At 49.0% G+C, this 25251-nt stretch carries 29 protein-coding genes; 13 read left to right on the forward strand and 16 right to left on the reverse strand.

The annotated features are described in order from the left end of the window. Positions 1-1215 (forward strand): diguanylate phosphodiesterase, encoded by a 1215-nt coding sequence (locus P0H77_RS00330; protein ID WP_276160675.1) that lies wholly within the window; start codon positions 1-3, stop codon positions 1213-1215. On the opposite strand, the gene P0H77_RS00335 is transcribed toward P0H77_RS00330, so the two are convergent. Beyond that, positions 1212-2990 (reverse strand): diguanylate cyclase, encoded by a 1779-nt coding sequence (locus P0H77_RS00335; RefSeq protein ID WP_276160676.1) that lies wholly within the window; start codon positions 2988-2990, stop codon positions 1212-1214. The two genes, P0H77_RS00330 and P0H77_RS00335, sit on opposite strands and share 4 nt — an antisense overlap. Positions 2991-3390: 400 nt before the next feature. On the opposite strand from P0H77_RS00335, the gene P0H77_RS00340 reads away from it, so the two are divergent. Continuing rightward, complete coding sequence (locus P0H77_RS00340; RefSeq protein WP_276160678.1) at positions 3391-5376, forward strand: ligand-gated channel protein; 1986 nt, start codon at positions 3391-3393, stop codon at positions 5374-5376. A gap of 44 nt (positions 5377-5420) precedes the next feature. Here the strand turns inward: P0H77_RS00340 and P0H77_RS00345 are convergent, their stop codons facing one another. Next, on the reverse strand, positions 5421-6203 hold the full coding sequence (locus tag P0H77_RS00345) for an SDR family NAD(P)-dependent oxidoreductase (protein ID WP_276160680.1): 783 nt from the start codon (positions 6201-6203) through the stop codon (positions 5421-5423). A 119-nt stretch (positions 6204-6322) separates the two neighbouring features. Between P0H77_RS00345 and P0H77_RS00350 the strand changes: the two genes are divergently transcribed. Further along, positions 6323-7291 (forward strand): AraC family transcriptional regulator, encoded by a 969-nt coding sequence (locus P0H77_RS00350; RefSeq protein WP_276160682.1) that lies wholly within the window; start codon positions 6323-6325, stop codon positions 7289-7291. Positions 7292-7332: 41 nt separating this feature from the next. On the opposite strand, the gene P0H77_RS00355 is transcribed toward P0H77_RS00350, so the two are convergent. Further along, positions 7333-7689, reverse strand: coding sequence for a MerR family transcriptional regulator (locus P0H77_RS00355; protein WP_276160690.1), 357 nt, complete (start codon positions 7687-7689; stop codon positions 7333-7335). 85 nt (positions 7690-7774) lie between these two features. Here P0H77_RS00355 and P0H77_RS00360 point away from each other — a divergent pair, with 85 nt between their 5' ends. Then, on the forward strand, positions 7775-8662 hold the full coding sequence (locus tag P0H77_RS00360) for an alpha/beta hydrolase (RefSeq protein ID WP_276160697.1): 888 nt from the start codon (positions 7775-7777) through the stop codon (positions 8660-8662). Between the two features lie 94 nt (positions 8663-8756). Here the strand turns inward: P0H77_RS00360 and P0H77_RS00365 are convergent, their stop codons facing one another. Further along, a complete protein-coding gene (locus tag P0H77_RS00365) occupies positions 8757-9062 on the reverse strand; it encodes a SymE family type I addiction module toxin (protein WP_276160711.1) in 306 nt (101 codons plus the stop codon). A gap of 126 nt (positions 9063-9188) precedes the next feature. Between P0H77_RS00365 and P0H77_RS00370 the strand changes: the two genes are divergently transcribed. Beyond that, complete coding sequence (locus P0H77_RS00370) at positions 9189-9380, forward strand: toxin-antitoxin system HicB family antitoxin (protein WP_276160719.1); 192 nt, start codon at positions 9189-9191, stop codon at positions 9378-9380. Between the two features lie 30 nt (positions 9381-9410). Here P0H77_RS00370 and rhuM read toward each other — a convergent pair whose 3' ends face one another. Beyond that, entirely contained in the window at positions 9411-10448 is a 1038-nt protein-coding gene (gene rhuM / locus P0H77_RS00375) for a RhuM family protein (RefSeq protein ID WP_276160724.1), read from the reverse strand. 226 nt (positions 10449-10674) lie between these two features. Beyond that, a complete protein-coding gene (locus tag P0H77_RS00380; RefSeq protein ID WP_276160739.1) occupies positions 10675-10962 on the reverse strand; it encodes a SymE family type I addiction module toxin in 288 nt (95 codons plus the stop codon). Positions 10963-11099: 137 nt separating this feature from the next. Here P0H77_RS00380 and P0H77_RS00385 point away from each other — a divergent pair, with 137 nt between their 5' ends. After that, the gene (locus P0H77_RS00385) at positions 11100-11288 is read left to right on the forward strand and encodes a toxin-antitoxin system HicB family antitoxin (protein WP_276160746.1); all 189 of its coding nucleotides are present in this window, start codon (positions 11100-11102) and stop codon (positions 11286-11288) included. 187 nt (positions 11289-11475) lie between these two features. Here P0H77_RS00385 and P0H77_RS00390 read toward each other — a convergent pair whose 3' ends face one another. Continuing rightward, positions 11476-12510, reverse strand: coding sequence for a CHAT domain-containing protein (locus P0H77_RS00390; protein ID WP_276160749.1), 1035 nt, complete (start codon positions 12508-12510; stop codon positions 11476-11478). A 270-nt stretch (positions 12511-12780) separates the two neighbouring features. Then, a complete protein-coding gene (locus tag P0H77_RS23180) occupies positions 12781-13467 on the reverse strand; it encodes a toll/interleukin-1 receptor domain-containing protein (protein ID WP_346429455.1) in 687 nt (228 codons plus the stop codon). A gap of 419 nt (positions 13468-13886) precedes the next feature. Between P0H77_RS23180 and P0H77_RS00400 the strand changes: the two genes are divergently transcribed. Further along, complete coding sequence (locus P0H77_RS00400) at positions 13887-14234, forward strand: DUF6404 family protein (protein WP_276160755.1); 348 nt, start codon at positions 13887-13889, stop codon at positions 14232-14234. Between the two features lie 490 nt (positions 14235-14724). On the opposite strand, the gene P0H77_RS00405 is transcribed toward P0H77_RS00400, so the two are convergent. The 8 genes from P0H77_RS00405 to P0H77_RS00440 all read right to left on the reverse strand — a co-directional run bounded on the left by P0H77_RS00405 (position 14725) and on the right by P0H77_RS00440 (position 20650). Then, positions 14725-15045 (reverse strand): TA system toxin CbtA family protein, encoded by a 321-nt coding sequence (locus P0H77_RS00405; RefSeq protein WP_071605960.1) that lies wholly within the window; start codon positions 15043-15045, stop codon positions 14725-14727. Positions 15046-15086: 41 nt separating this feature from the next. Beyond that, positions 15087-15443, reverse strand: a complete 357-nt coding sequence (locus P0H77_RS00410) for a type IV toxin-antitoxin system YeeU family antitoxin (RefSeq protein WP_054627869.1) — start codon at positions 15441-15443, stop codon at positions 15087-15089. 31 nt (positions 15444-15474) lie between these two features. Next, complete coding sequence (locus P0H77_RS00415) at positions 15475-15696, reverse strand: DUF987 family protein (protein ID WP_054627868.1); 222 nt, start codon at positions 15694-15696, stop codon at positions 15475-15477. An 8-nt stretch (positions 15697-15704) separates the two neighbouring features. Next, positions 15705-16175, reverse strand: coding sequence for a DNA repair protein RadC (radC, locus tag P0H77_RS00420; RefSeq protein ID WP_276160779.1), 471 nt, complete (start codon positions 16173-16175; stop codon positions 15705-15707). A gap of 69 nt (positions 16176-16244) precedes the next feature. Continuing rightward, a complete protein-coding gene (locus P0H77_RS00425; RefSeq protein ID WP_044599778.1) occupies positions 16245-17066 on the reverse strand; it encodes a DUF932 domain-containing protein in 822 nt (273 codons plus the stop codon). Positions 17067-17758: 692 nt separating this feature from the next. After that, the gene (locus P0H77_RS00430; RefSeq protein WP_137574673.1) at positions 17759-18598 is read right to left on the reverse strand and encodes a hypothetical protein; all 840 of its coding nucleotides are present in this window, start codon (positions 18596-18598) and stop codon (positions 17759-17761) included. Between the two features lie 59 nt (positions 18599-18657). After that, positions 18658-19092 carry a hypothetical protein gene (locus P0H77_RS00435; RefSeq protein ID WP_054627865.1) on the reverse strand — a complete coding sequence of 145 codons (435 nt, stop codon included), beginning with the start codon at positions 19090-19092 and terminating at the stop codon, positions 18658-18660. 403 nt (positions 19093-19495) lie between these two features. After that, positions 19496-20650 carry a hypothetical protein gene (locus P0H77_RS00440; RefSeq protein ID WP_244474130.1) on the reverse strand — a complete coding sequence of 385 codons (1155 nt, stop codon included), beginning with the start codon at positions 20648-20650 and terminating at the stop codon, positions 19496-19498. 368 nt (positions 20651-21018) lie between these two features. On the opposite strand from P0H77_RS00440, the gene P0H77_RS00445 reads away from it, so the two are divergent. The 6 genes from P0H77_RS00445 (at position 21019) to P0H77_RS00470 (ending at position 25250) form a co-directional block, all read left to right on the forward strand. Further along, positions 21019-21222 (forward strand): AlpA family phage regulatory protein, encoded by a 204-nt coding sequence (locus P0H77_RS00445; protein ID WP_023181603.1) that lies wholly within the window; start codon positions 21019-21021, stop codon positions 21220-21222. A gap of 343 nt (positions 21223-21565) precedes the next feature. Continuing rightward, entirely contained in the window at positions 21566-22585 is a 1020-nt protein-coding gene (locus P0H77_RS00450) for an inovirus-type Gp2 protein (RefSeq protein WP_063162105.1), read from the forward strand. 634 nt (positions 22586-23219) lie between these two features. Then, complete coding sequence (locus P0H77_RS00455; RefSeq protein WP_025760241.1) at positions 23220-23543, forward strand: metalloregulator ArsR/SmtB family transcription factor; 324 nt, start codon at positions 23220-23222, stop codon at positions 23541-23543. Between the two features lies 1 nt (position 23544). Beyond that, positions 23545-24258, forward strand: coding sequence for an arsenical resistance protein ArsH (gene arsH / locus P0H77_RS00460; protein WP_054627862.1), 714 nt, complete (start codon positions 23545-23547; stop codon positions 24256-24258). An 8-nt stretch (positions 24259-24266) separates the two neighbouring features. Further along, a complete protein-coding gene (locus tag P0H77_RS00465) occupies positions 24267-24812 on the forward strand; it encodes a sigma-70 family RNA polymerase sigma factor (protein ID WP_054627861.1) in 546 nt (181 codons plus the stop codon). A 75-nt stretch (positions 24813-24887) separates the two neighbouring features. Continuing rightward, positions 24888-25250, forward strand: a complete 363-nt coding sequence (locus P0H77_RS00470) for an arsenic metallochaperone ArsD family protein (protein ID WP_054627860.1) — start codon at positions 24888-24890, stop codon at positions 25248-25250. Position 25251 lies beyond the last annotated feature (1 nt).

Below are 25251 nucleotides of genomic sequence, written 5' to 3' on the forward strand. Positions count from 1 at the left end.
GTGCTTACGACGCTTATCTACCGAAGCCAGTTAAATTTATCCTGCGAGACGTTTCCTCTTGATGCGCTGGTCGAGAAAGCGAAACGGAGCAACGCGGCACTTGACGTCACGGGCATGCTGCTGTTTGACGGAACCCATTTTCTTCAGGTACTGGAAGGGCCGGAAGACATTCTCGACAGGTTATTTTGTAAAATTAGCCAGGATATCCGTCATCAGAACGTTGTTGAGCTAATGCGCGACTACGCTCCCCGGCGGCGCTTCGCCAACGTAGGCATGGTGCTGTTCGATCTGCGTCTTGAGACGCCCCAGGCTATTTTGGATTCTGTGTTACGCCACGGAAAACTGGAAAGTTACCTTGCGGCCGAAGACCGGGTATTTAAGTTTATCGAAACTTTTGCCACCACCGGGCACAGAGCGCAAGCCGAGGCGCGTTTTGACCCGAACCACTGGGTGATGGAACCGAAAAAAGCGCCGTTCCAGCCGCCGTCAACCCAGCTGTGGCCAGGGCAAATGTGCCAGTTCGCGCTTCAGCCGATTGTCGAGCCGCTGGGGCGTACAATTAGTTCGCTGGAAGCGCTGGTGCGCAGCAATACTGGCGGCAGTCCGGAACACTTTTTCTCAGCGATCCCCGACGATCAAATCTATGAAGTCGATCTGCAAACCAAAGCTTACGCGTTTGCGCTGGCAGAGAAGATCGGTATTGGTAACCACAAGATCGCCATTAATTTACTGCCGATGTCGCTGGTATATGTACCAGGCGCGGTCGAGTTTTTGCTGGAGAAAATCGCGGCGTGCGGACTTAGCCCGGAGCAGGTGATAGTTGAAGTCACCGAAAACGAGGTGATTTCAGGGTTCCGTGAATTTACCAGCGCGATAAAAAAACTGCGTGCCGCTGGCATTGGTCTGGCGATCGATGATTTCGGCTCCGGCTACGCGGGACTGTCGCTGCTGACCAAATTCCAGCCCGACAAAATCAAAATCGACCGTGAAATCGTCAGCAACATTCACCTCAGCGGCCCCAAACAAGCCATCGTGAAGTCGATCGTGAAGTGCTGCGCTGAGCTGGAAATTACTATTGTTGCCGAAGGTATCGAGCAAGTGGAAGAGTGGTGCTGGCTGGAATCTGCGGGCATCCGGCGCTTCCAGGGATTCCTGTTCGCCCGCCCGCTGTTGAATGGCGTTAACGACATTCACTGGCCGACCTTTAAGCTTTAAGACGCTTTTTTGGCGACGACAATCTGATTTCTGCCGCGCTCTTTTGCCAGGTACAGGGCGAGATCCGCCGCCCTGACCAGATTACTTTCGCGGGCATGCGTCGGCCATGTCGCCAGCCCGATGGACACCGAGATCGGCCCGACATCGTGAAGTTCATATAACATCCGGTGCTGGCCAACGTTATGCAGGATCTGCCCGGCGATGCTTTTGGCCTGCGCCTCGTCGATATCCGGCAGCAGAATTAAAAACTCTTCTCCCCCGTAACGAAACGCCACGCTGGCGTCATCCAGCAGCTCACTGATGATGCGCCCGGTTTCCCGCAGCACTTTATCGCCCGCGCCGTGGCCCCAGGTATCGTTGAGTTTTTTAAAGTAATCAATATCGATCATCAGACAGCTAACGCAGCTCTTTTTGGTTTCGGCGCGTTCGATCAGACCGCGCAGCAACTCTTCCAGATTATGACGATTACGCAGGCCGGTCAGCGGATCGTACATCGCTTTTTCGGTCAGCGTATCGCGCAGTTTCTGGTTCACCAGTGCCAGCGAGAGCGTTTCGGCCATCAGTTCGAGATAAATATACGGCGGCTCTTTCTCATTGATATGATTATCAAAGGTCAGCAGGCCGATGGTTTTATTCTGCGCGATCAGCGGCACGCAAATCGCTTTTGTCGCGACCTGAGCGGGATAGTGTTCGCAGGGCATATCCACGGCGTCTCTGGAGGGACTATGCAACTGTCCGCGCTTGAGCGCCCAACAACACTCCGGCTGAAAGGGCGTATCTTCCCCCGCCGGAGACAGCCAGCTGGCCATGCATTTCATGGTATTGTTTTGCGGATCGAGAATATACAGCCGCCCGCCCATCTCCGGCACGATTTTCGGCGCGAAGAGGCTGACAACCTTGATGATGCTGCGGTGAGATTCGCATCCCTGGAGCCGCTGCGTCATCCGCGCGAGCAGGTTGCGCGTTACCCAGTCGGCATCGCGCTCCTGCTCCAGTTGTTGCCGGACCATGCCATTTTCGCGAAAAATGCGTATCGCCTGCGCCATATCGCCAATCTCATCGACCTGCGCATACTGAGGCGCTTCTACGGCAAAATCCTGGGTAGCCAGCCGGTTGACCACATCGCTCAGGGTCACCACCGGGCGTAAAATCCGGCGCTTGATGATAAAGCCCAGCACGAACAGAAACAGCAGGGCAGTCAGGCCAACCATGATTTCTGACAGGGTGCGCAGACGCTGTGAAAGATGAGTTGCTTCGGCAATTGTCGCTTCGGTTCGCTGATTAATCAGGCTTTCAAAATGGGAGAACCGATACTCAACCTGCGATAACTGTTGTTCATAATTCTCGTCAAATAACCGTTCAATAGCGTGCGTATTTTGTCCCTGTTCAAGCGCGGCGATCGCCGCCTGTTGTTCTTCTTCCAGCGTTTTTAGCAGGCTAATGCCGTCGCGCAGTAATATAAGTTCTTCAGCGGAAGCGCCAATATCCTTCAGGCTCGCGATATGCTGCTCCAGCCGCGACTCCTGTGCCATTCCGGCCTTCCAGGCCTGAATATTTTCCGGCGCTTTATTGATGACCGATAAGCGGGCAAGATCGGTCTGTGCAAAGGCATCTTTCTCCAGTTGTTCCGTTACCGTATCAAAATCCTGACTTTGCTTTACTGCGGCTCGCTCCGCCTTATCTGCTCCGGAAGCCATAAACAATGCCACGCCGGAGGCAAGCGTCAACACGACGGTGGCGATGTAGGCAAAATTAGTAATCGTTGCGATGCGCAAACCGGCCTCACAGGGGCAAATAACGAGTGGATTATTATCAGTTTACTTTAAATTTGAGAAAGTACGGGATTTGAAGGATGACTGCTTTTAAAGAAATAAAAAAGACAGGGCGCACCACCCTAATAAAACGCCTGTAAAAGATTATTTCTCCTTAAATAATGCTACGCCATGAACCGTTGCTAAATAATAACACCTCTAAAACAAATGGTTATTTGCGCACCCGGGAAAAGCGTGATGGGGATCACGTTACAAACGCTAACAATTCTCATTAATGTTTACATTCTCATCTTTGTTGCCTAAAATCGCGCCGTTTCGCTCTACATAAATGCTTTTTATAAAAATTTTGTACTTTTTTTACAGCACGCTCTTTTGCCAGTGCTTTTTATTCTAAGGAATGAAAATGACAATATCTCGCGTTAATTTACTTGCCGCAGCGGTCTCACTCGCCACATTCTCAGCCAGCGTCTATTCTGCCGATCAGGATACGATGGTGGTCAGTGCCACCGGCTTTGAACAAAAAATCCAGAATGCGCCCGCGTCTATTTCGGTGATCTCTAAAGCGCAAATAGAAGATAAAGCGTATCGCGATGTTACCGACGCGCTAAAAGACGTACCCGGCGTCGTGGTAACCGGTGGTGCCAGCAGCAGCGATATTAGCATTCGCGGTATGTCTTCCCAGTACACCTTATTCCTTGTCAACGGTAAACGTATTAGCACCCGCGGTACGCGCCCGAACAGCGATAATTCCGGCATCGAACAAGGCTGGCTTCCGCCGCTGGAATCCATCGAACGTATCGAGGTTATTCGCGGGCCGATGTCATCGTTATATGGTTCTGATGCGATGGGCGGCGTGATTAACGTGATTACCAAAAAGGTTTCTAATAACCTTGGCTGGACCGGATCTCTGCACGGTGATGCAACGTTCCAGGAAGATAATAATTCAGGCGATCTCTTCCAGACCGACGCCTATGCTTCCGGCCCGATTATCGACGGCCTGCTGGGGGCAAAAATTACCGGCCTGCTGTCGCGCCGCGCCGAAGACCAGATCGTTAACGGCTACAACGAGCAAAAATTACGTAACGGCGGCGTAACGCTGAACTTCACGCCGGATGAGAAAAACGACTTTGACCTCGACGTCGCGCGCGAATTGCAGGACCGTAATAGCACGCCGGGCAAGTCGCAGGCTGCGGAAACCTGCCGCGGCAACACCTGCACGCCTAACAGCCCGAGCAATAGCCGCTATGAGCACACAACCTATGCGTTAACCCACAACGGCTATTACGACGACTTCAACACCACCAGCTATCTCCAGCAGGAAAAATCGACCAACCCCGGCCGCGAAATGAAGTCGTATAACACCACGTTTAACAACCAGAACCAGATTTTCCTCGGCGACCACACCCTGACGGTGGGCGGCCAGTATCGCTATGAAAAACTGAACGATAACGGCAACCAGCTGGAAGCGGCGGACGGTCTGAATAAACTGACCCGCTGGAGCTGGGCGCTATTTACTGAAGATGAGTGGGCGATGACCGACAGCTTTACCCTGACCGGCGGCCTGCGCATGGACAAGGACGAAAACTACGGCACCAACTGGACCCCGCGCGGCTACGGCGTCTGGCATCTTGCCGAACAGTGGACCCTGAAAGGCGGCGTCTCTGCGGGCTATCGCGCGCCGGATCTGCGCCAGTCTTCAGCCAGCTGGGGCCAGGTGACCGGCGGCGGACGGCTCGACGGCATCATCGTCGGCAACCCGGACCTCAAACCGGAAAAAAGCCTGAGCGAAGAGATCGCGCTGCTGTGGGATAACAACGACAATCTCAACGCGGGCATCACCCTGTTCAACACCGATTTTAAAGACAAGATCACCGAAGTTCGCCGCTGTAACAGCAGTGCCGATCCGGCCTGTACCATTGGTAACCATAGCTACGACTTCGTCAGCGATCGCGTCAACGTCGATAAGGCAAATATGCGCGGTGTGGAATCCAGCTTCGGCTGGGAAATCGTGCGCGACCTTAACCTGACGGCGAACTATACCTATACCGAGTCCGAGCAGAAAAGCGGCCAGTTCTCCGGCCAGCCGCTGAACAAAATGCCGAAACACATGTTCAACACTACGCTGGACTGGCAGGCCACGCAGGATGTCGGCTTCTGGAGCCGTCTGAACCTGCGCGGCAAAACCTCGGAGTACCTGAGCCGGACGTCAATGGCGCAGGGCACGCCGTCCTATACGCAAATCGACCTTGGTCTGCGTTACAACGCCAACAAAAACCTGCTGGTCTCCGCCGGGGTGTATAACGCGCTGGATAAGCAGATTGACTATGACACATATGATACGGTGCTCGATGGTCGGCGTTATACGGTAGGGCTGACGTATAACTTCTGACGAGGTGAAAGGCGGGGGCGATAGCTCCCGCCCTGCGAATCGCCTTAATCCGGCCGACGCGGCGGGTTACCAAATTCCTCCGCTCGCCCGTCATTCAGCGCGGTAAACACAGCCGTAAACTTCTGCGCCTGTTCCGCAAAACGCAGCCTTTTAGCCGCATCCACCACGATTTCCCCACTCTCCGGCGGCTGCGCCAGCAGGGCCATCGTTTGATCGAGATAGTCCTCCAGCGGCATCGCCCGTTCATCAAAACCCCGCTCCCCCTGAAGCGCGGTTTGGACCCACGGCGGAATAATCTCCAGCACCCTGACAGGCGTATCCTGCAACTGATAGCGCAGCGAAAGGGTATAAGCATGCAGCGCCGCTTTGGTCGCTGAATAGGTCGGGATCATCGCCTGCGGCACAAACCCTAATGCTGAGGTAACATTGATAATAGCCGCAGAAGGCTGCGCCAGCAGGTGCGGCATAAACGCCGCGATAAGTCTGACGGGGCCAAGAAAATTGCTGGTAACCTGCTCCTCCGCCCGATCCACCTGACCAAGATGCAGATTTTCAACGCGCTGAACGCCGGCATTATTGATGATGATATTCAGCGCCGGATAGTCGCGGATCGTCTGTCGGGCACATTCCACGATCGCCTGCGGATCGCCTTGGTCCAGCGTCACTGCGGCCATGCCGGGATTCAGTGCTACCACCTCATCCAGCGCCGCTTTCCTGCGCCCGGCAATAATCACCTTATTCCCTGCGGCGTGAAGCCTTTCCGCCAGACCGCGCCCGATGCCGGAGCCGCCGCCGGTGATTAAAATCGTATTGTTCTTCAGATTCATGGCTAACCTCATCAGGAGTTCCGTTGCGCCCGGAGCGGGCCGTGGAAGAAGTATGGTGAAGACAGCCGGGATGATCTATATTCAACCATCCCTAAAATCACACCAATAGTCCCAGCGCGATGGACGTTATCGAAGATGTACTCGGCAACCTGCACCTGAGAAGCTCGGTCTTTTGCCGCATGGCGCTTGCCGCCGGATGGGGCTTCAGCAAAGATCCGCTGGCGGGCGTGCCTTTTCATATCGTGATTTCCGGTCAGGCCGTCATTTCCGGCGGGACGGTCGGGGAAACGTATCGCATGGCGCAGGGCGATATCGTCATTCTGCCCGGCGGCGATGCCCACGAACTGCTGCATCACGAACACGCTCGCCGCGTGCCGTTCAGCGACGTCCTGAACACTATTGGCGTGCCGCCGTGGCAGCCCGGTCATCATTTTGAGACGCGCGCCTTTCATTATGGTCAGGAGAGCGATGCCGCCGGAACGGTCATTATTTCCGGCGTCTTTCACTTCGGCGATCGCAGCTATACGCCGCTGTTATCCGGCCTGCCGAAGGTGCTGCTGTTGCGCCAGGATAATGCCGGCCCTGAACAACACGCCCTTGCGCAAGTTATCTCCCTGCTTGACCGTGAAATCAGCAGCGACCACACGGGCAGGGGAACGGTATCTGCCCATCTGACCGATATTCTGTTCATCTATGCGTTGCGCGCCTGGCTGGCGACCGATGCCCGATCCGGCGCGCCAGGACTGCTGCGGGGGCTGGCCGACCGCTATATCGCCAGCGTCCTTCAGGAAGTGCATCAGCGTCCGGAAGCCCACTGGTCCCTTGACGCCATGGCCGCCACCGCAGGGCAATCGCGCTCGCGCTTTGCTGAGCATTTTCGCACCGTAATGGGAATGCCGCCGCTGACCTACGTCACGGACTGGCGGATGCGCCAGGCGGCCCGCCGTCTGCTGATCTCCGGCAGCCGCCTCGCCAGCATCGCAGAACTGGCGGGCTACCGTTCTGAGGCATCATTCAGCAAGGCGTTTCAGAAATGGGCGGGGTGTACGCCTGCGCGGTTTCGGCGGGAAAGGGGGCAGTCCATCTAAACGCCAGAACCTGAAAATTCAACCGGAGAGGACATCGCCGGTTAGCCGTTTTTACCCTGTCGCAACGTTTCCATTAATCGCGCCCGCCGACATTCCAGGTCACTAATCTGCCGTTCGATCTCCGCCAGCCGTTTATGCTGAATAGCCTGGGTTTCCGGGCAAAACGCCGCGCCTTCAATTAACCGCATACAGTCAGGAAAACTGCGGATTTCCGCGATGCTGAACCCGGTGCCGATCAGCCGCTGGATCTGCCGCACCTGCGCAATGGCCTCGTGCGGAAAATAGCGGTAGCCGTTACAGGCGCGGGTCGATGTCAGCAGACCGTGGCTATCGTAATGCCGAATCGAACGCACGCTGACGCCCGTCTTTGTTGCCAGCTCGCCAATGGTTAACTGCATAACCCACCTCTGTGAATGCCGCTTGACTCTGACATTAATGTCAGGGTTCAGCATAGCGCGGGATCACTTACCAGAGGAGCTTTTTATGTGGTTATTCATTTTTCGTCGCACGGTCGTTCCGCTGTTCCTGCTGCTGTTTTCTGCGGCGCTGTTTGCGCAGGTAAAAAACTATACGGTTACCGCGCCTGACGGCGTCACGCTGGCCGTCCAGGAGAGCGGCAACCCGAACGGCAGGCCGGTGATTTTTATTCATGGTCTGCTGGGCAGTCACCTGAACTGGGAAAAACAGACCGAAGACGTACAACTGCAACGCTACCGGCTGATTACTTTTGATCTGCGTGGTCACGGACTCTCCGGTAAGCCGCAGCAGGAAAGCGCTTATCGCGACGGCAGGCGCTGGGGCGATGATCTGGCGGCGGTTATTGAGGGCAGTCATGCTGATAAGCCGCTATTGGTTGGCTGGTCACTGGGAGGCGTGGTGATCACGCGTTATCTGGACGCTTATGGCGATGCCCGCATCAGCGGCGCGATCTACGTCGACGGCGTGGTGGAACTTGTTCCTGAGCAAATAACAGCGCATCCGGAGGTTTACCGTGACATGACCGCCAGTGATTTAAAAACCCACCTTGATGGTGAGCGCGCCTTCCTGCGGCTCTGTTTCTATCAACAGCCGGACAATGAGACATTCGGGCGGCTGCTGGCAAATGCCGCTCTTGCCGCATGGCCGATGCAGCGCGCCGTGCCGTCGATAAGCGTTTCTCTTGAAAAATCACTCAGGCCTGCCCGCGTGCCTTTACTGTTTATTTACGGCAGGCATGACGCGCTGGTCAATCCGCAGACCTCGCTGGCGCGGGCGAAGGACGTGAATCCGCGTATTCAGTCAGTGATTTTTGATGACTCCGGCCATGCGCCGTTTATGGAAGAAAGCGAACGTTTTAACCGCGAGCTGAAGGGGTTTATTGAGAGGCTGTAGGGAGTGTTTAACTGGCGGTGTCGCCGGGGAGTATCAGCAGTTGTTCGGTAAAACCGAACAACTGCGTTTTACGCTGGTGGCCTTAAAGGCGGTTTTAGCCAACCGGGCTAGTTTCAGCGGGCAGAAGCATTTTTCTCAGATCGTTCAGCGTTTGTTTGGTCTGCCCCAGCTCTTTCGTCAGGCTTTCTTCTTTATCCGACAAAGCTACCAGCACGAGACAACCGGACATCACCTTAAGCGTGTAGTGGTTGCCGGTCTCAAAGCCCGCCTCGCGCAGCCATTTGCCGGAAAGCGTAATGCTGGGTGTGCTGGTATCAAGACATTTTGGACGATAGCCCACAATAAACGTGCGCTCGGGTTTGGTTGCGGGAAGGTCTGAGGTAGAATGCGGGTCAGCCATAATCAACTCCTTGATAGTTGGTGAGGTTAGACGCTCCGGTTGTGTTGCTGCACATCGGAGCGTTGTTAATAGAGGAGGTTTTTAGGTGGCCTCCTATATAGTCAGAATAAGTGGATAGGTGGCCCCATGTCAATCATATCGCGTGAAAAAAAACCAAAAGGTGGGGGGCAATCACCACAGTTTAAGATGCGCATTGATCCGGCATTGAAAGAACAGCTTGATGCTGTGGCGGCTGAGGAGGGGGTGAGCCTCGCCAGTTGGTTGAAGGAGTTGGCGAGGGAGGCATTACGTAAGAAGAAGATTGAGCCGAAGGGATAGCTTGCGTTTATCTCTATCAAGTAGCCAGCGTTAGCTTTTCTTTTCTTTGTCCCACTGTAGCAAAGCAGCAATATCTTTCTCACCTTCAGCTTCTTTTAAGCGCCGCCGTTGTTCGGCAAAATTAACATATTGCGCCTGCGCTTTTTCATCTGCCATTTTCTTACTGACCGTCCCCGCGCCTTGCAGAACCTCGCGGTCGTTAAATTGCAGGAACTGATCCAACTTAACCTGCCAGTCACGCAGAAAGACCTGCTGACGGCGACGAGCCTGATCTTCGGCAAAATCCAGCCACATGTTAACCACGCGGTTAAGCTCGCTAACTTCATCCTGATTAAGGTAGTTTTTTGCCACCGTCACGTCACACTTCCGTACCTCTTCACCTTTATAGCTGGTTAAGCCCATATGTGGTTTGCTGGCATCAGCACGTTTGTGGATGAGTTCCGCAGCGGTATGACCGGTACAGGCGAAATGCAGCTTGTTCTGGATGGTTTGAAAAAACTGTGTGGTTTCTTTTAGCGATGGCTGATAGTCGGCGGCTAAGGCAAAGATTTCTCTTACTCTCAGATAAACCCGGCGCTCACTGGCACGAATATCGCGGATGCGCTCCAGCATCTCGTCGAAATAGTCAGGCACGGCCGATGAACCCACAGGCGGATTTTTCAGCCGCTCATCGTCCATCACAAAACCTTTGATCAGATATTCCTGGAGGGTCTGGGTTGCCCACTGACGGAACTGAGTGCCTCGCTGGGAGCGGACGCGATAGCCAACGGCGAGTATAACGGGCAGGCTGTAATGAAGCCTGTTGCGGCTTACCTGACGATGGCCTTCCATTTGAACCTGTAAGTAAGACTTACAGGTTGCGTTTTGTTCAAGTTCGCCTTCTTCGTAGATCGCTTTAATGTGTTGCGTAACCGCCTGGGGGGTGATCTGATACAGGCTGGCAATGGTTGCCTGAGATAGCCACAGCGTCTCTTGCTCAAAGCGACATTCAACGCGCACTTCGCCGTCATCACTGGCAAACAGAATAAATTCACCTGCCGGGGACTGGGATAAGTGTTTTTCTGTCATGCCGCCTCCATTTCATCTTACTCACGACGCTGTAGTTCACTTATTATGCCAGAGATTGAGGGTTAAGCTCAGGCATCTGACTGGGTGACGATGCAGTAATTTATCACTGCCATGTTGACGTGTTCGGCTTTCCACTTTTCCGATGCAGGAAGGGCGGCTGATGATAACCGTCTCATCCGTTCCGGTAAGGCCGGTCTGGCAAGAGTGCCTCCGGCCTGAGTAAAACTTAAGCGCCTTGCAGCATCCCTTTCATCTCCTCAAGCGTATGCTTAGTCTCCGCCAGTTCCTTAGTGAGCGTTTCTTCTCTGTCCGTCAAACCGACCAGCACGAGGCAGCCGGGCATCACCTTCAGCGTATAGTGGTTGCCGGTCTCAAAGCCTGCCTCGCGCAGCCATTTGCCGGACAACGTGATGCTCGGCGTGCTGGTATCAAGACATTTTGGACGATAGCCCACAATAAAAGTGCGCTCGGGTTTGGTTGCGGGGAGGTCTGAGGTAGAATGCGGGTCAGCCATAATCAACTCCTTGATAGTTGGTGAAGGTTAGCTCTCGTCCGGTACTGCGAATACTGGATGAGGGCGTTTATAAATCAGGCCACGTTATGTTAAGGTACGTACCTGAATAGAGTTATCTTCCGCTTGTAGGTACGTGCATGTCAACCGCTAAACGTGATCCAAACCAGTCCAAATCCGGAAAAGCGCCGACTTTTCAAATTCGCATAACACCGGAACTAAAAGCTCAGTTTGAAGCTGCGGCAAAGGCGGAAGGGATGAGTCTGGGGAACTGGCTCAAAAGCCTGGGAAGGAAAGAGTTAGAGAGATTAGGCTATAGTGCTGAATGAAATCGGTTAATTATATGTATTAGTTCAGACTCGAGCGGACAGACTATTGTTGATAAAACACAACTAAATCTGTCAGTCTGCTTTGAGCGAGGAGCAGACGTTACCATTTTCTTATTGAGATCAAATTTGCTCAACACGCCGACAAATGAGATATGTTGAGCAATTAAGTATTTATTAAATACATTGATTAATCTGACTGTGCAATAATGTATGTATTAGTTGCATCGCAACCACATTTCATAAAAAGTGTTGGTGTATTCTGTTCTGAAATACCCTCTAGCATTAAAGCTGCTTTCGCTTGATTAAACGATCTTTCAACAGAAAGACCAAAAGTTAAAGATGAATAAAATTGCGCAGAAAAGGTTCTCGCAGCATCATCTGTAATCGAGTCGCTCATTCCAATTGCACATTCAATGTGTTCAACTACTTTATTAGCTTGATTTTTTGAGTGACATGTATTGAAAAATACTAGTCTTAAGTTGTCATTCGCAACACTCATTGCCTGAACGATAGATTCCATCGACACTAATTTAGTGTTGGAGTTGTTATCCATAAGTACCAATTCATCATTGGAACTTCCGTGGCCACTAAAGTGTACAATTGTTGGCATATATTCATTCATATGTTGTAGAATGTCGCCTGGTCTAACCGCCCAACATGATTCCAATTTTACTGCATCACGGTGACGTGATTTTGTAATCATTTCTTTTATAGAACGAACTTCTTCATCTAACCTTAACTGTCCTTGATCTTGTGGATTTGAAGCAAGAAACAATACCGTAATTTCTTTAGGTAACTCACTTAAATTCTTTATCATATTAGTGTGCTCCGACAATGTCTTATTGACAGTGCTTAATGCCCTAGTTTGTTCGCGCTGGAGTTTATCTTGAAATTGTTGGAATTTTTTGTATTCTTTAACTTCCTCATTATCCATTTTTCTTTGCTCAGCTTGTAATTCTTTATTCTTTTTGGATATTTTGGTTTCAAATTCTGAAATTTTCTTTTCAACTTTAGATATCTCTGCTTGGTGTTTGTATATTTCCTTCTGCCTATTGCTAATCGTTGCTAATGACTTCGATGAGTTCATTTGCTTTGTTGTCGACTGAATTTTATTATTTAAGCTTGTTATTTTTGCATATTCTTTAGCCTTTTGGTCAATCAATCGAGCGATTTCACCTCTTTTACGATCAACATTTCTTCTATGTAAATCAATCATCGCCATATCTTTGTCTCTTTTTTGAACTGACTATTTCCACAATCCAGATTTTATCAAGCAATTCTTTGAATAAAAGAAGCAAAGTGGTGTGAGAATCTTACATTGTCCGCAACTGGCACTGACAAGTCCACAGGGGCGAATCGCGTCGGCTATGAGCGAGTCGGACATTCCCGTTGTAAGTAACTGGCTTGCCGGAGGCAGGCCAGCTGACCAATGGTTAGATCGCATATTTGCCAACAACCACATCTTAATCGAGAATCTGAGTGGGCCACCGAGCTAAAGGGCAACCAGCTCGGCGATTTTTGTCGCGACAACTGCCATTGAATCCTCTCCAGTGTCCAAACCAGTTCGTGAGGCGAGCAAGGGGCTGACATTGCGGAGAGCTATATACGTCGTGTTATGCACGATTGGAACGAGCTGGTTACCCGCCAAGAGTGCCGAGAGCTCTTTGTCAGCTACACCCTCTTTGGGGAGACGGTCCAGCAGCGCAGGGGTCACCAGTACCAGCCCGATTCGCGAATTTGCTAAGCCCTTGTCGATGGCGCGCATCATAGGAACTCCGAGGCCAAGGTCCTTTTCGCTAAACCAGACTTTGACACCAGCCGCCACGAGTAAATCGTATAGCTCTTTCGCTATACCCTGCCGGTCGTCCCACGCGTGGCAAAGAAAGACGTCACGAAGGTCTGGTTGCTCCACTGCACGTGTCTCAACAGTTTGTCGAATTGGTGTGAGTGACTGCACTTGAGCAGACGTGTACGACACGGATGAACCTGATTTCGACCAGCGAGGTCTTGAACTGCCGCTGGAACTACCACCGCCTCCATTGTTCCCTCCGCTACTGCCCGACGAAGAGTAGGAGGAGTCGTAAGAGCCATAGCTTCTGCTACGATAACGACAAGCAGGACATGCGGCGGCGGCGGCCGCTGAGCTATGTCCGCGTACTGGTGCGGTGCATCTAGCCATATCGTAATACTCCCATTTGTATTGATTTTTCAACTAGAGGTTGCTCTAGCATGCAAATTATAAGGGGTATAAGTGCTTTAAAGAGTGAGGTAACTCTCCTTAATTGATTTCATTGTTTAATTCAGTAAGCCACTATACTTCCAGCACGAGTCTGATTCGGATCCTCAAGATATGGGATATCAAAAGGTCTTTTTTGGCCGATGATACGGTTTTTGTTCAGTGGTGAGCTACTCATGACCAATTTCCTATGATGGAGGAGGTTTAATTATGATCGTCTGGCAAGAGCGAGTAGCGGACATAAGCAGTATCTTTTGAGTTATGATACCAAGTGAATTCTGCACGATTCAGTTCAGATATGAATGCAAGCAATCATAACAGAGGTCCCACAAACAGACTAAGTGTCATGCAGGGAGAAAAAGATGAGTTTTGAGCGAAAAAAGAAACGTGCATTTGCCATTATGGAAAGTAAAAACATGTGGCGCAACAACTATGCTCCGCCTCTGTTGCGTGGATTATGGAAGTTAGGACTAAAAATCCCGCCATTACCTTTCGCTTCATTCTGGCAGGTAACATTTATGATGGGATTAGGATTTGGTCTTGTATGGGGACTAGTTATGTGGTTTTTCACATGGCAAGGTATGGGCGTTCAACTCTCTTGGGCGATATTCAGGAGTCTCTCCGGTGGGTTTCTGTTTGGCGTAATGATGGCAGCGTTTCACTGGTGGCGTAAAAAGACCAATAATCTGCCTGACTGGAAAAACCTGTAAATGACTTAAAAACGACTCAGCATCGCTTAAAATCCGCTCTTGGCACAGAGCGGACGGTCAGATTAGGTTTAGTTACCTGTCAAAACTGTATTACTTCAAATCTGAACCAATACAAATTATAATTTTCTCATTTTCTGGTTCTTTAGATGCGCTAATAAATTCTACCTAAAATGCCCCATTATCTGAAACAACCGATATCACTCCCTGGCGCTTTATACCGTTATGCACCAGATAGTTACATTTGCTTGATAGTTGCCTGAGCCAAGTACTTTTCCACACTTCACTAGTCAGTTTTACATCAGTGATGGGGATTTTTAACAGGTCATTCTGGGATTAAAAAGGTGTTATATAGGAAAGGAATTTTGGCGATCACAGGAGTCGCATTTGGTGGTTAATCATGTTGAATTTATTGATTATTTTCCTATGCGCTTTACTGATGTGCCCCCGATTATGCCCCCACATGTTTTTCCTTAAGGATCAGTTGGCTGATTTATGGGCGTTTCAAGCCAAGGTTGGACTGTGCCCGATGAACATCCAAAGATGTTATCCAGGGTTCTTGATCCTGCCAGGAGAAACTCTTCTGGTCAATGCGCACAAGCTCGAATCGTTCCACAAGGAAATTAACAGCATCAGTAAGATTCACTCCCGCCTCTATATGTTCCTGAATCGTCGTATCGTTACTGAACGGTGTGTCGTTGATCGTGAGGCCGTAATGATGCTCTAAAATATACGTTAATAGTTTTTGCCAAACTTGGACAGGAGACAGGCGTGACGAAACCGTCACTGTTTTCGGTACAGTCGAAATATGCATGAGTTGATTCCCTGATAAAAGTAGAGGAAGGTGTTAACTGGTTATAGCTGATGGGGATAAATGGCGATATAAACGTAGCCATAAGAGCCGAGAGTGTCAGCTTCACAAGTAAGTCCATTGTGATGCAGTGTGACGCAGTGCTGGTTGTGAGGATCAAGCTCGCCAGTTGTCAGCATCCGCTCAAGCTGTTTCACCATTAGTGGAAACGCTTGGTCCAGACTCAATGCTTCTGCGTCACTGAATGAGCCATTAAATCCTGCCCGGTCAGCCAAAAAGTATATGCGGTTGCCTTCCTGTACCAGACGAGCGCCGAAGCACGGCGTGATATTACGTTTTAATCCCCACTGAAGGCAGGATGTGTTCTCCGCCGATGTGCCGGATATGGTGGTCGACTGCATTAATATACTCCTTAATGATTGAGTGGGATGATTAGTTCACCGTCACGCAGCGAAGAATAGCGTACGGGCCTGCCCGGTCCTGACGACGTTCAACAAAAACAGCGAGTACGCCGCTGATATGCTGAACTTCATGTCCATAGTAATGGCATACACTGCCATGCCACTGGTAGTGACCTGTACAGAAGGCAGATAGCCTGGATTCGGGATGCTGACGATAAATATGCATCGCCTGGCTCTTACTGATGATTTTCATTCTGCACCTCATAACAAGCCACATTCAGCAAAAGACACCACTTCGTTCCCGACCACAAGATGATCCAGCACACGCACTTCCACCAGAGCCAAGGCTTTAGCAATTCGCTGCGTGACATGTTTATCCTGCTGGCTGATTTCTGTCGTGCCGGACGGGTGGTTATGCGCCAAAATGACCGCAGCAGCGTTATGTTTCAGGGCTGATTTAACCACTTCGCGGGGATGCACTTCGGTATGGCTGAGCGTGCCGGTAAACAGTGTTTCTCGCTCCAGCAGGCAATGCTGATTGTCGAGATACATTACGATGAAGACTTCCCGCTCCAGGTGAGCCATCTGCAGTTGCAGCCAGGTTTTTGTAAGGCTGGTAGAGGTAAATGACTCACTCGGTTGACACTGGTATTTCTCCAGCAGACGTAATGCTCGCTGGATGACTCGCTGCTCGTTTGCAGGAAATACCGGGGATAAATTGATCGTAGACATGGTTGCTCCTTAGAAAGAAAAGCCCTTCCGAATCTTCGGAAAGGCGTTAAGGGAAAATAGTGGAAGAGATCATGAAGCAAGCTGCAGCATATTCTCAGCCATCACCCAGAGGGCCCGGTTGAGCTTCACATCACCGTCAATACCTTTCACTGCTCGGGTATGGGCGCGCTTTCCTTTGGTTGTTCTCCCCGATAGCCCGCCTTTAATTAGGTTTTCCTGAATGCGCTGATAAGTGGTCCACAGGTCGTTACTCTCATCCTGCCAGCGGCGTGGGGAAAGTATCTGCGTCTCTGTCACCGGTTGGTGCTCCTCACCGAAGCGATATGTCAGCGCCGCTTTCGCCATAGCCTGCTGAGCGGGCGGCGGCAACAAAAGCGACTGCATGGAATCGCGTTTCTCTTCTACGCGGTCAAATATTCCCAGTACTTCGTAGGCCCCTTCGATGACTTTCTCTACTACGTTGCCTTTATGCGGCACGCGTACTTCGCCAAAACTCTCACCGCAAATCAGCCCATTTTGGCAAACTGCTCTGAATAACCCCGGTAGCATCTGATATGAGCTGGAGCCGTCGTGGCTGTTCAGCAGAATAATTTCGGGAACCTGTTTGCCAGTAATCTGGCCTTCACGACGCAGGCGCAGCATGTGCTTCGTATGCTCTCGTTTGCTCTGGTCGCGGACTCTGGTTTGACACGCGAAGAATGGCTGGAAGCCTTCGCGTTGCAAGTTATCGAGAAGGGTAATTGTCGGGATGTAGGTATAGCGATCACTACGGGATTCATGCTTTTCTTCGCTGAAGACACTGGGCACATAATGGGCCAGTTCGTCGCGAGTTAACGGGCGGTCACGACGAACAAGGTTGACTGCACCAAAGCGGCTGGCTAAACGGGTCATAGTTGATTCCTTTTAAAACGGGCATAAAAGCCACTCCAGTAGAGTGGCATTGGATGGAAGATAAAATGTTCAGGGAGAGGCTGGTGGCTGGCTCTGCTGTGGCGAGAGTTCTCTGTCAGGTAATGCCGGTGGTATTAGCTTTTCGGCCTGGTGATGTTGTAATCGCTGCAGAATAAAGGGTTTACTGTACTGGAAGTATCGAAGACACCACTCGTATTTAACGACTCGCCTTATGTTCAGAGGTAAGCGTTCATACGCTTTGCTGCACACCGCTAAAACAAAGGCATCATCATTGATTCTGTCCTCTGCTATTGCAGCCAGCCCTTTGATAAAGGAACGCTTCAGCTTTTGTCGAGAGTTAGCTTCCAGGCGAGCTTCGGAAGGTGATAGTACGTCTGGTTCAGGTGTTAGAACACAAACCGTGTTGCCTGATTGGGACTTTTCAGGCAAGCGTGGCGAGTTTTTTTATGAGTCTTATCAGGCTATAGGTCATCAGGCTGGCTCCCATTGTCTGGCATACGACCGACTTACTTCTCAGCAGAGTGAGGCCTGCGACGCTGAAAACAACGGGCCAGGTCAACCCAAATGATTCTGCATCTGGCGTTGTATCGTCCGGGGATTTTTTAGTTTTCATAGGTTGATCCAAAAGGCGTCCGGTATCGCAGGAAGCTTATACCGGACTAGAAGAGTAATTAGGGGAGATCGACTGAGGCTATTTCCTCAGAAGCGTTTGTGGGGCCACTGTAAACGCCGACGTATTCATTTTGAGGGAAGATAATTACTGCATTTTTCTTCGGGTCAAAAGAGCAACCATTTAATCCTGCAATTTCGGCGGTTTTCCCGGAGCTTGTGTTTTTAACAACCAGTTTGTTGTCAGCACAACTGCTACCTTTTACATAATTCACCACATAACCGTCCTGCTCTGCGACCATTTCTCCAGCTGCTGGTTTTAGCTGAGAGTTACTTTCTTTATTCCTACTTACGCGTTTGCTGTTGTAAGGAATATATTGCGCAGCATCATTCCGCATGGTCGGTGGATCATTGTTCAGACCAAGATATACAGGACAACTGGGGACACCCACCTCGCAACTCTTTTCGACGATAGCACGTGACGGCCAGCCTTTTGTGCCGATGTAAGCAGCACCGGTTTCATCAAGGCAGTAGGTTTCCTCCCATGTGTAATTTTTATTCTGACCCGGCATAGTGCGGGTCGTTACGAGACAAGTCAGAGCCTTAACCGGTTTACTGTCGTAGCGGATAAAGTTCTGTTCAAGGGGTGATGCTGCGTACAGCAAAGGAGATATGTTCGCAGCAGCAGCCTTGCTCTGTGCCTCAGCGCTAAAACCAACTTTGTTGTTGAGTTTTACGCTGACTGCCGCATCGTTCATTTCGCGAAGCATTTCACCGCCTCTATCTGTTAGAAAGAACGTGTATCGCTCTGGGTGAATATTACCGGGAATTGTGATGGCAAAACTGAAGGCCGGGATTGAAAGGGTACAGAGTAAAATCAGGCGTGAAATGAATGTCGCCATATAAAGATATCCTCACTAATGATTAACAATGTGGGAGCATGGGCTACCCGATGGGGTGGTTAATGGCTGATGCAGTCTTCCCAGTTGAGGTTCTCCAGTGCGTCCCTGAGCCCTGCGGTATTGAACGGGTGAGATACGGATTTATTCATCCTGGTGATTTCAATTTTCCCATGGCTGTCTGTGTTTTTGAGTGCGATGAAAGCCGCCTTGCCTGGCAGGTAATGTACTGCGTTGATATTAATCCCCATGGCTTCCTGACCTTCATCTGGTACACCCAGGGGTTTCTTATCAGACCCGCTGTAGTTCAACATCAGATGATTGTCCCGGCAGGTGAGCGTCATGCGTTCTCCGGCGCTATTGTCGGTATTCAGTTCAAACTCCATCGCATTAACAGTGCCAAACCAGTTGCCCCATTGTTGCTCCTGGCCCATGGCGTGCACCGCCGCGCTGAACAGTGCCGTACTGAAAAAGAATGCGGAGGTTATCTTCAACATAGAGAATCCTTGCTGTTGTTTTACAAACGAAAAATGGCCCTTTGCTGAACAAAAGGCCACCTGATCGTATGCATTTGAGAGGGGATGGGATAATCGTTAATACAGATCATTTTCAACAAATTGATCGTTATTACCTATAATAAAAACGATCAATCGCTCAATATTGATAGTTGTCGGCTATTAAGATTGCGAATATCGATCGGCGTGACAGATCGGTGAGTTAGAACAACTTCGGTAGAGATATGACGTATTGATTCATTCTGATGATATAGAATTGAAAAAATCTGAGGTTCAATTTTCTAATCCTTTGTGGCCAAAGTTAGTGGTGAATATCAAATAAATATATTAAATAAAATAAATTAATCTGGTATGAAAATAAAAATATTCACCACTTTTCTTTTAGTCAGAAAAAAGGCCAGCCATTGCTACTTAAATCTGGAGGAGTATCGCTATCCTTTTCTGATGATAGTTCTGAGTTTCTGGTCTTGATGTTCTTCATTATCTCATGTGCTTTCTCTCTCATGAACTCTTTATCAGTTTTAGCTATTTCCTTTTCAGTATTATCAGGAGAATCAGATGGAGTGTCATTGCCGTCAAGTTCTCTTTTAGTTAACTTTAAGATTTTGTTCTTACTTTTCTTTTTTGCTTTACGAAAGGATGTTAATTCCCAGGCTTTTTTAAATCTGGGTATAAAGTTTTTATCATAATAGTACATGGAAATGTAAATGCAACGTAGTGCCAGATATTTCTCAGTCGTTGTTGATGGTCTAAAGAGGCTGAGAAAATGAGGTTGATGAATATATCCTTCAATGCTCGATTTATATATTTCATCAAGAACTGCTTGTGAAACCTGGCCTGTCTCTTCAGTCTTACTCTTTTCAATTAATTTTTCTTGTGCTCTTTTTATCGAACCATTGATATAATTTATTTTATCTTTGCAGATATAGTCCCATGCCCAGTTTATTTTTCCCTTGTCACTTTTCTTCAACGGCAATATATCTGCTAACTGAGAATGTCTGTCCCACGCATCCCTTATACTTAACATAATGGATAACTTAGATGAAAGATCCATTGGTGATCTATCAAAGAAATCCTCTATACACTCAATGCGCTCACGGTGACTTACTGGATGTTCAATTCTAATAAAACGACGATAAGGTGTTCTGGTATAAATAGAGAATGAGTCATTCCCACCAACGTTTGCCAAAGAACTATTTTTTTTACTAAAAACCCTGATATATGCCCATGCAAAATAACAGGCATCATTGCTACGTTTAAACCAACCAAACTCTTTTATTGGTAATAATGCTTCTTTCGCTTTTTTAAATCTATAGGCGTATGAGAATAACTCGTCTGAATCCTTATAAAGAATCCGAAAAGCCTCGTTTATTGCCAGCGCTGCTAAATTACAGTCTTCACCATATATGTGATTCAGGTGGTATGTTTTGATTTCCTTTGTTTGCCGGTAATTTTCAATAGCAACATCGTTTCCTGCCATCCATAAAAACAATCTTACATCACGCTTGGTTTTTATATCTACCCACATTTTTCCATTCAAGATTAGCTATCCTTTTACATTCAACTTTAAATTATCTTAAAAGGATACTTCACAGTGAAAATCATAGCAATATTCATAGTTGAAAACACAGTGTAAAACGTAGGTGTAAAAGCTCATGTAGAGCTTGTTACAAGGCATTTTTCACATGAAAAATGACACTTTTATTGACGTGAAATCATAAGCAAAAACCACACGCTATGCAAACCCCCCAGCAGAGGAATCCCGGAGGTTGTTAGGGCATGCTTTATATAGAGACTTAAAGCCTTAACAAAGCACTGAGTGGATGGATAGTAAAGGCGTACATATACGACCTATGACATGAAAGGATGCCGCCCGGTGTCCTCCTGTTACATTCCCGGAGTCCTCTCATGAACACCATTGATATACATAACGATAAGTTCGTCAGCATGCAGTTCATTACTGAACTAACTGGGTTATCCGATAAATGGTTTTATAAGCTTGCACAGGAAGGTAAGTTTCCAAAACCTGTAAAGTTTGGCCGCAGTTCCCGCTGGATTGAACGTGAAGTAAAAGAATGGTTAGAAGCTCGCATTAATGACTCGAGAGCATAAAGACAATTAAAGATAGTGATAAAAAGGTCACTAACTTTACACCATGTTTTTATACTTCAACACCTTGTTGTACATGGGCTTCATGTAATTTATAAAGACGGTTTATTTATTATTGTATTTGATTCTTTATCAATAACCTATTAATCCACTCTATCAACAATCAATATCACTTCAGATAAACACGCTATATCACACTCATTATAACGTCATACACTTTGTTATCACACAGAAACTATCTCTGATACCACTATTCATGCTGAATATCAGATGAAGAAACTCATTCAATAACCACACTGATACATTTCCTGTCAACCATTACTGACAGGCATCAGGGAAGCACATTATGGACTTACCAGAATCATTCCTGTTATCTCATTCTGAATATCATATTGAGAATAATACTCCCCACATCATCATCTCTGATGACAATGAGTTCCGATTCAAATTAGAGCAATTGGATATGTGCCTTAAAACTGTCAGCAGAGGACGTAAGTTACCTTTCACTATTCTGTATAACCGATCAGGATACAAAGAGAGTGCAGAGTCAGCCATCATTCTTGATGCTATCCGTCATCTCAATATGTTGCCGCAAGATGCGATGAAAGTACGAATGGCTAATCCACGTATAACTACATTTCAGCGTTTATTTACTCGCGCTGATTTATATGCGCGTGTCCATAACGGGAAAATAGTAGGGGCAGATACCGTTACCACAGCAGAAGTGCTGAATAAGCTGGTGCAGGATTACCGATTTACTGTAAGTCAGGCAGGATTTAAACAAGCATGCAGAAAGTACCAGCGAGCTTCGGTTAAAAATCTGAAGGGAGTGATGAATTACATCAGACATCTGCAGGAGCGTCATTCCCGGCTGCTGGTCTTGCGGGTTGATTTATCATGGGCAAATGAGCACAAAGCTGATATCACTGCTGATGATGCCCGTAAGCACCGTCAGCAGCTGTTTCGCAATATGCAAAAGAATCCAATGTTTCGCCATGTCCTCGGGACGGTATGGAAACTGGAATATGGCCCACAACGTAAATTTCATTACCACATGCTATTTATCTTAAATGGTAATAAGGCACAACAGGATGGCGTGATTGCTCATGCTTTCGGGAGATACTGGAATGAAACTATTACTAAAGGTAAAGGCATGTTCTACAACTGCAACGCTTACAAAGAGCGTTATGAGGACTGCTGCCTCGGCAAACTGAAACGCGGTGACAGTAGTAAGGACAAGGGGTTACTTAAGGCGCTAAGTTACATCACCAAAATCGATGCCTGTGCACGTCTGGTTCTTCCGGGTAATGCCAGAACCTTTGGTCGCGGAGAAGTACGTTCATTGAAAAAAAGGAAGAGAGCATAAATAGGCCGGTAAACCTAACCTGTTGTAACAGTCGGTAATGCTTCCTTCCCCCCTTCTATCTACAAAGCCAGCTAACCATGCTGGCTTTTTTCATTTGTTACGGAGTTCATGATGAATTACTTCGTCTTAGCCACTCACGCCGTCACCGTAGATGGTGAATGGGTTACACCAGAATCTGTTCAACAGGTTGATTTTGATTCATTGCTTTGTATTTACTGCAAACTGCAGATCGGTCTTCAGTTTGATCCTCTGACATCTACAAAAACGTTTGTGCACATACCGAGGCATATCAACAATGTTGCTCGGCTTAAAACATGTCGATTTAACAAGCCCCAAACAGTACCAGAACAAACCTCGCCAAAAACTATCCCGCCTCCAGAAATGCGCCTTCGACCTACTAACACGACGATACGGCAATGGCGATGCTGCTGGTGCGATACTCACTGGCATGGGGACAAGGTTTGTCCGAAATGTCGCGACTTGATTTATGTGTTAGACGTTTAAGAGACAGTTTCGGTCGTTAGAGTTCGTAGGTTAAATCTGAGCGTGCCGACATCTACCATTGCCCCTCTTTTACCAGGAAATGAAATTAGGTATATTTCCACAATTCCGGAAATATAGAAACGAGATGCAAATGGAGCTTTCAAAAGCAGCAGACACCCTGAAAGAGCTGGGACATCCTACACGACTGAGCGTGTACAGAGAGCTGGTTAAAGCCGGGCATGAAGGTTTACCGGTTGGCGAACTGCAGAAGCGGCTCGACATCCCTGCCTCTACGCTGAGCCATCATCTCTCATCGCTGATATCAGTTTCTCTGGTACGCCAGGAACGTCAGGGCAGAACGCTCTTTTGCCATGCTCGATATGAAAATCTTGAGGCTCTGATTGCCTTCCTGACAGAAGAATGCTGCTCAGGAACTGACGACTGCCTCACCATGCCCCAGAAGACGGAGAAGTAAAATGACAGGTGATCTTAAGAATGTTGATTCGGGTTTGTTCGACACCTCAATCACAGAGGCAAGATTCGGCGTTCCTGCCGTTCCCCATCCTCCACGTATCCTCATGTTGTACGGCTCTGTACGCGAACGTTCCTACAGCCGACTGGCAACTGAGGAAGCTGCAAGGCTGCTGACTGCCATGGGCGCAGAGGTGCGGATCTTCAATCCTTCTAGTCTGCCTCTTCCTGATGATGCGCCTGATTCGCATCCTAAAGTCATGGAGCTGCGTGAGCTGGTTCGTTGGTCCGAAGGCATGGTGTGGTGCTCACCTGAACGCCATGGTGCGATGACCGGCATCATGAAGGCCCAGATTGACTGGATACCACTTTCGGAAGGTGCTGTTCGCCCTTCTCAGGGTAAGACGCTGGCCGTTATGCAGGTCTGCGGTGGTTCCCAGTCTTTCAATGCCGTAAATCAGATGCGCATTCTTGGCCGCTGGATGCGGATGATCACCATCCCGAATCAGTCCTCCGTGGCAAAAGCCTGGCAGGAGTTTGATGAAGATGGACGAATGAAACCATCGTCTTATTACGACCGCATCGTGGATGTGATGGAAGAACTGGTGAAATTTACTCTGCTGACAAGAGGTAGCTCAGCTTATCTCGTCGATCGCTACAGCGAACGTAAAGAGTCTGCAGAAGAACTTTCCAGGCGGGTTAATCAGAGCAAAATCTGAGGGCTAGGATGAGTGATGTAACGGCATTCAACAACTGCATGAGCGCGTTATGGCGGCAACATGAAGCCGAACTTTCTCGCTTCCTGACATCGAAGACAGGTGATAGCGAAAAAGCAGCAGACCTTCTGCAAGAGCTATTCCTGCGTGCCCGCGCTCATTCAGACAGTTTCTGCGAGATGGAGAATCCGCGAGCCTGGCTATATCGGGCGGCGAGGAATCTGCTGATTGATGAGTACCGCACCACCAGGGAGTTTGTTGAGCTGGAAGAAGATGCCCCATTAACAGACGCATCCCCTGATGCAATCTCAACGCTGGATATTTGCCTGCCTGAAACATTACAGGCTTTACCCGAAGATGAGCGATGGTTGATTGAAGAGTCCGACCTTAACCGGCGTCCCCAGCAGTCTCTGGCCGATGAACTGGGAATTACGCTTACGGCGTTTAAATCCCGTTTGCTTCGGGCCAGAAAGCACCTGAAAGAAACGATGACAGAACTTTGTCAGATTGAGGCGGATGACACGTCTCCCGTCTGCTGCCACAAAAAAATGAATTAATCGCGCATCTTTTTCCCGTCACCTTCGTTTACCTCAGTGTAAAGCCAAATGACTAAACACTGAGGTAAACAGTCCATGTCAAAAATTGAGATCTTTGAAGCAGCAGGCTGCTGCGCAACCAGTAGCGTTGTGGTCAGCGACGATGCCGTCAAATGGAACGCCAACGCCGAATGGGCGAAAAAGAATGGCGTTGATATTCAGCGCTACAGCCTTGCGAAGAACCCGCAGCAGTTCCTGAATACCCCTGTCATCAAAGAGTTCCTGAACACATCAGGAATGGAGTCCCTCCCCGTCACCTTGCTCGATGGGAAGCTCGTGATGGCAGGCAAACTCCCGACGCGTGAAGATATCGCCCGTTGGTCAGGTATTCCGCTTACTCAGGACTGGAGTGAAGACAACACGCAACCACGCTGCTGCAGCATTCCACGTATGCCTTAAT

This window comes from Superficieibacter sp. HKU1, from assembly GCF_029319185.1.
Taxonomy (GTDB): domain Bacteria; phylum Pseudomonadota; class Gammaproteobacteria; order Enterobacterales; family Enterobacteriaceae; genus Superficieibacter.

Coding starts and splice junctions, on each gene's coding strand:
- P0H77_RS00340 (WP_276160678.1), top strand. CDS start 3,391: ATGACAATATCTCGCGTTAATTTACTTGCCGCAGCGGTCTCACTCGCC.
- P0H77_RS00345 (WP_276160680.1), bottom strand. CDS start 6,203: ATGAATCTGAAGAACAATACGATTTTAATCACCGGCGGCGGCTCCGGC.
- P0H77_RS00350 (WP_276160682.1), top strand. CDS start 6,323: ATGGACGTTATCGAAGATGTACTCGGCAACCTGCACCTGAGAAGCTCG.
- P0H77_RS00355 (WP_276160690.1), bottom strand. CDS start 7,689: ATGCAGTTAACCATTGGCGAGCTGGCAACAAAGACGGGCGTCAGCGTG.
- P0H77_RS00360 (WP_276160697.1), top strand. CDS start 7,775: ATGTGGTTATTCATTTTTCGTCGCACGGTCGTTCCGCTGTTCCTGCTG.
- P0H77_RS00365 (WP_276160711.1), bottom strand. CDS start 9,062: ATGGCTGACCCGCATTCTACCTCAGACCTTCCCGCAACCAAACCCGAG.
- P0H77_RS00370 (WP_276160719.1), top strand. CDS start 9,189: ATGTCAATCATATCGCGTGAAAAAAAACCAAAAGGTGGGGGGCAATCA.
- rhuM (WP_276160724.1), bottom strand. CDS start 10,448: ATGACAGAAAAACACTTATCCCAGTCCCCGGCAGGTGAATTTATTCTG.
- P0H77_RS00380 (WP_276160739.1), bottom strand. CDS start 10,962: ATGGCTGACCCGCATTCTACCTCAGACCTCCCCGCAACCAAACCCGAG.
- P0H77_RS00385 (WP_276160746.1), top strand. CDS start 11,100: ATGTCAACCGCTAAACGTGATCCAAACCAGTCCAAATCCGGAAAAGCG.
- P0H77_RS00390 (WP_276160749.1), bottom strand. CDS start 12,510: ATGGCGATGATTGATTTACATAGAAGAAATGTTGATCGTAAAAGAGGT.
- P0H77_RS23180 (WP_346429455.1), bottom strand. CDS start 13,467: ATGGCTAGATGCACCGCACCAGTACGCGGACATAGCTCAGCGGCCGCC.
- P0H77_RS00400 (WP_276160755.1), top strand. CDS start 13,887: ATGAGTTTTGAGCGAAAAAAGAAACGTGCATTTGCCATTATGGAAAGT.
- P0H77_RS00405 (WP_071605960.1), bottom strand. CDS start 15,045: ATGCATATTTCGACTGTACCGAAAACAGTGACGGTTTCGTCACGCCTG.
- P0H77_RS00410 (WP_054627869.1), bottom strand. CDS start 15,443: ATGCAGTCGACCACCATATCCGGCACATCGGCGGAGAACACATCCTGC.
- P0H77_RS00415 (WP_054627868.1), bottom strand. CDS start 15,696: ATGAAAATCATCAGTAAGAGCCAGGCGATGCATATTTATCGTCAGCAT.
- radC (WP_276160779.1), bottom strand. CDS start 16,175: ATGTCTACGATCAATTTATCCCCGGTATTTCCTGCAAACGAGCAGCGA.
- P0H77_RS00425 (WP_044599778.1), bottom strand. CDS start 17,066: ATGACCCGTTTAGCCAGCCGCTTTGGTGCAGTCAACCTTGTTCGTCGT.
- P0H77_RS00430 (WP_137574673.1), bottom strand. CDS start 18,598: ATGGCGACATTCATTTCACGCCTGATTTTACTCTGTACCCTTTCAATC.
- P0H77_RS00435 (WP_054627865.1), bottom strand. CDS start 19,092: ATGTTGAAGATAACCTCCGCATTCTTTTTCAGTACGGCACTGTTCAGC.
- P0H77_RS00445 (WP_023181603.1), top strand. CDS start 21,019: ATGAACACCATTGATATACATAACGATAAGTTCGTCAGCATGCAGTTC.
- P0H77_RS00450 (WP_063162105.1), top strand. CDS start 21,566: ATGGACTTACCAGAATCATTCCTGTTATCTCATTCTGAATATCATATT.
- P0H77_RS00455 (WP_025760241.1), top strand. CDS start 23,220: ATGGAGCTTTCAAAAGCAGCAGACACCCTGAAAGAGCTGGGACATCCT.
- arsH (WP_054627862.1), top strand. CDS start 23,545: ATGACAGGTGATCTTAAGAATGTTGATTCGGGTTTGTTCGACACCTCA.
- P0H77_RS00465 (WP_054627861.1), top strand. CDS start 24,267: ATGAGTGATGTAACGGCATTCAACAACTGCATGAGCGCGTTATGGCGG.
- P0H77_RS00470 (WP_054627860.1), top strand. CDS start 24,888: ATGTCAAAAATTGAGATCTTTGAAGCAGCAGGCTGCTGCGCAACCAGT.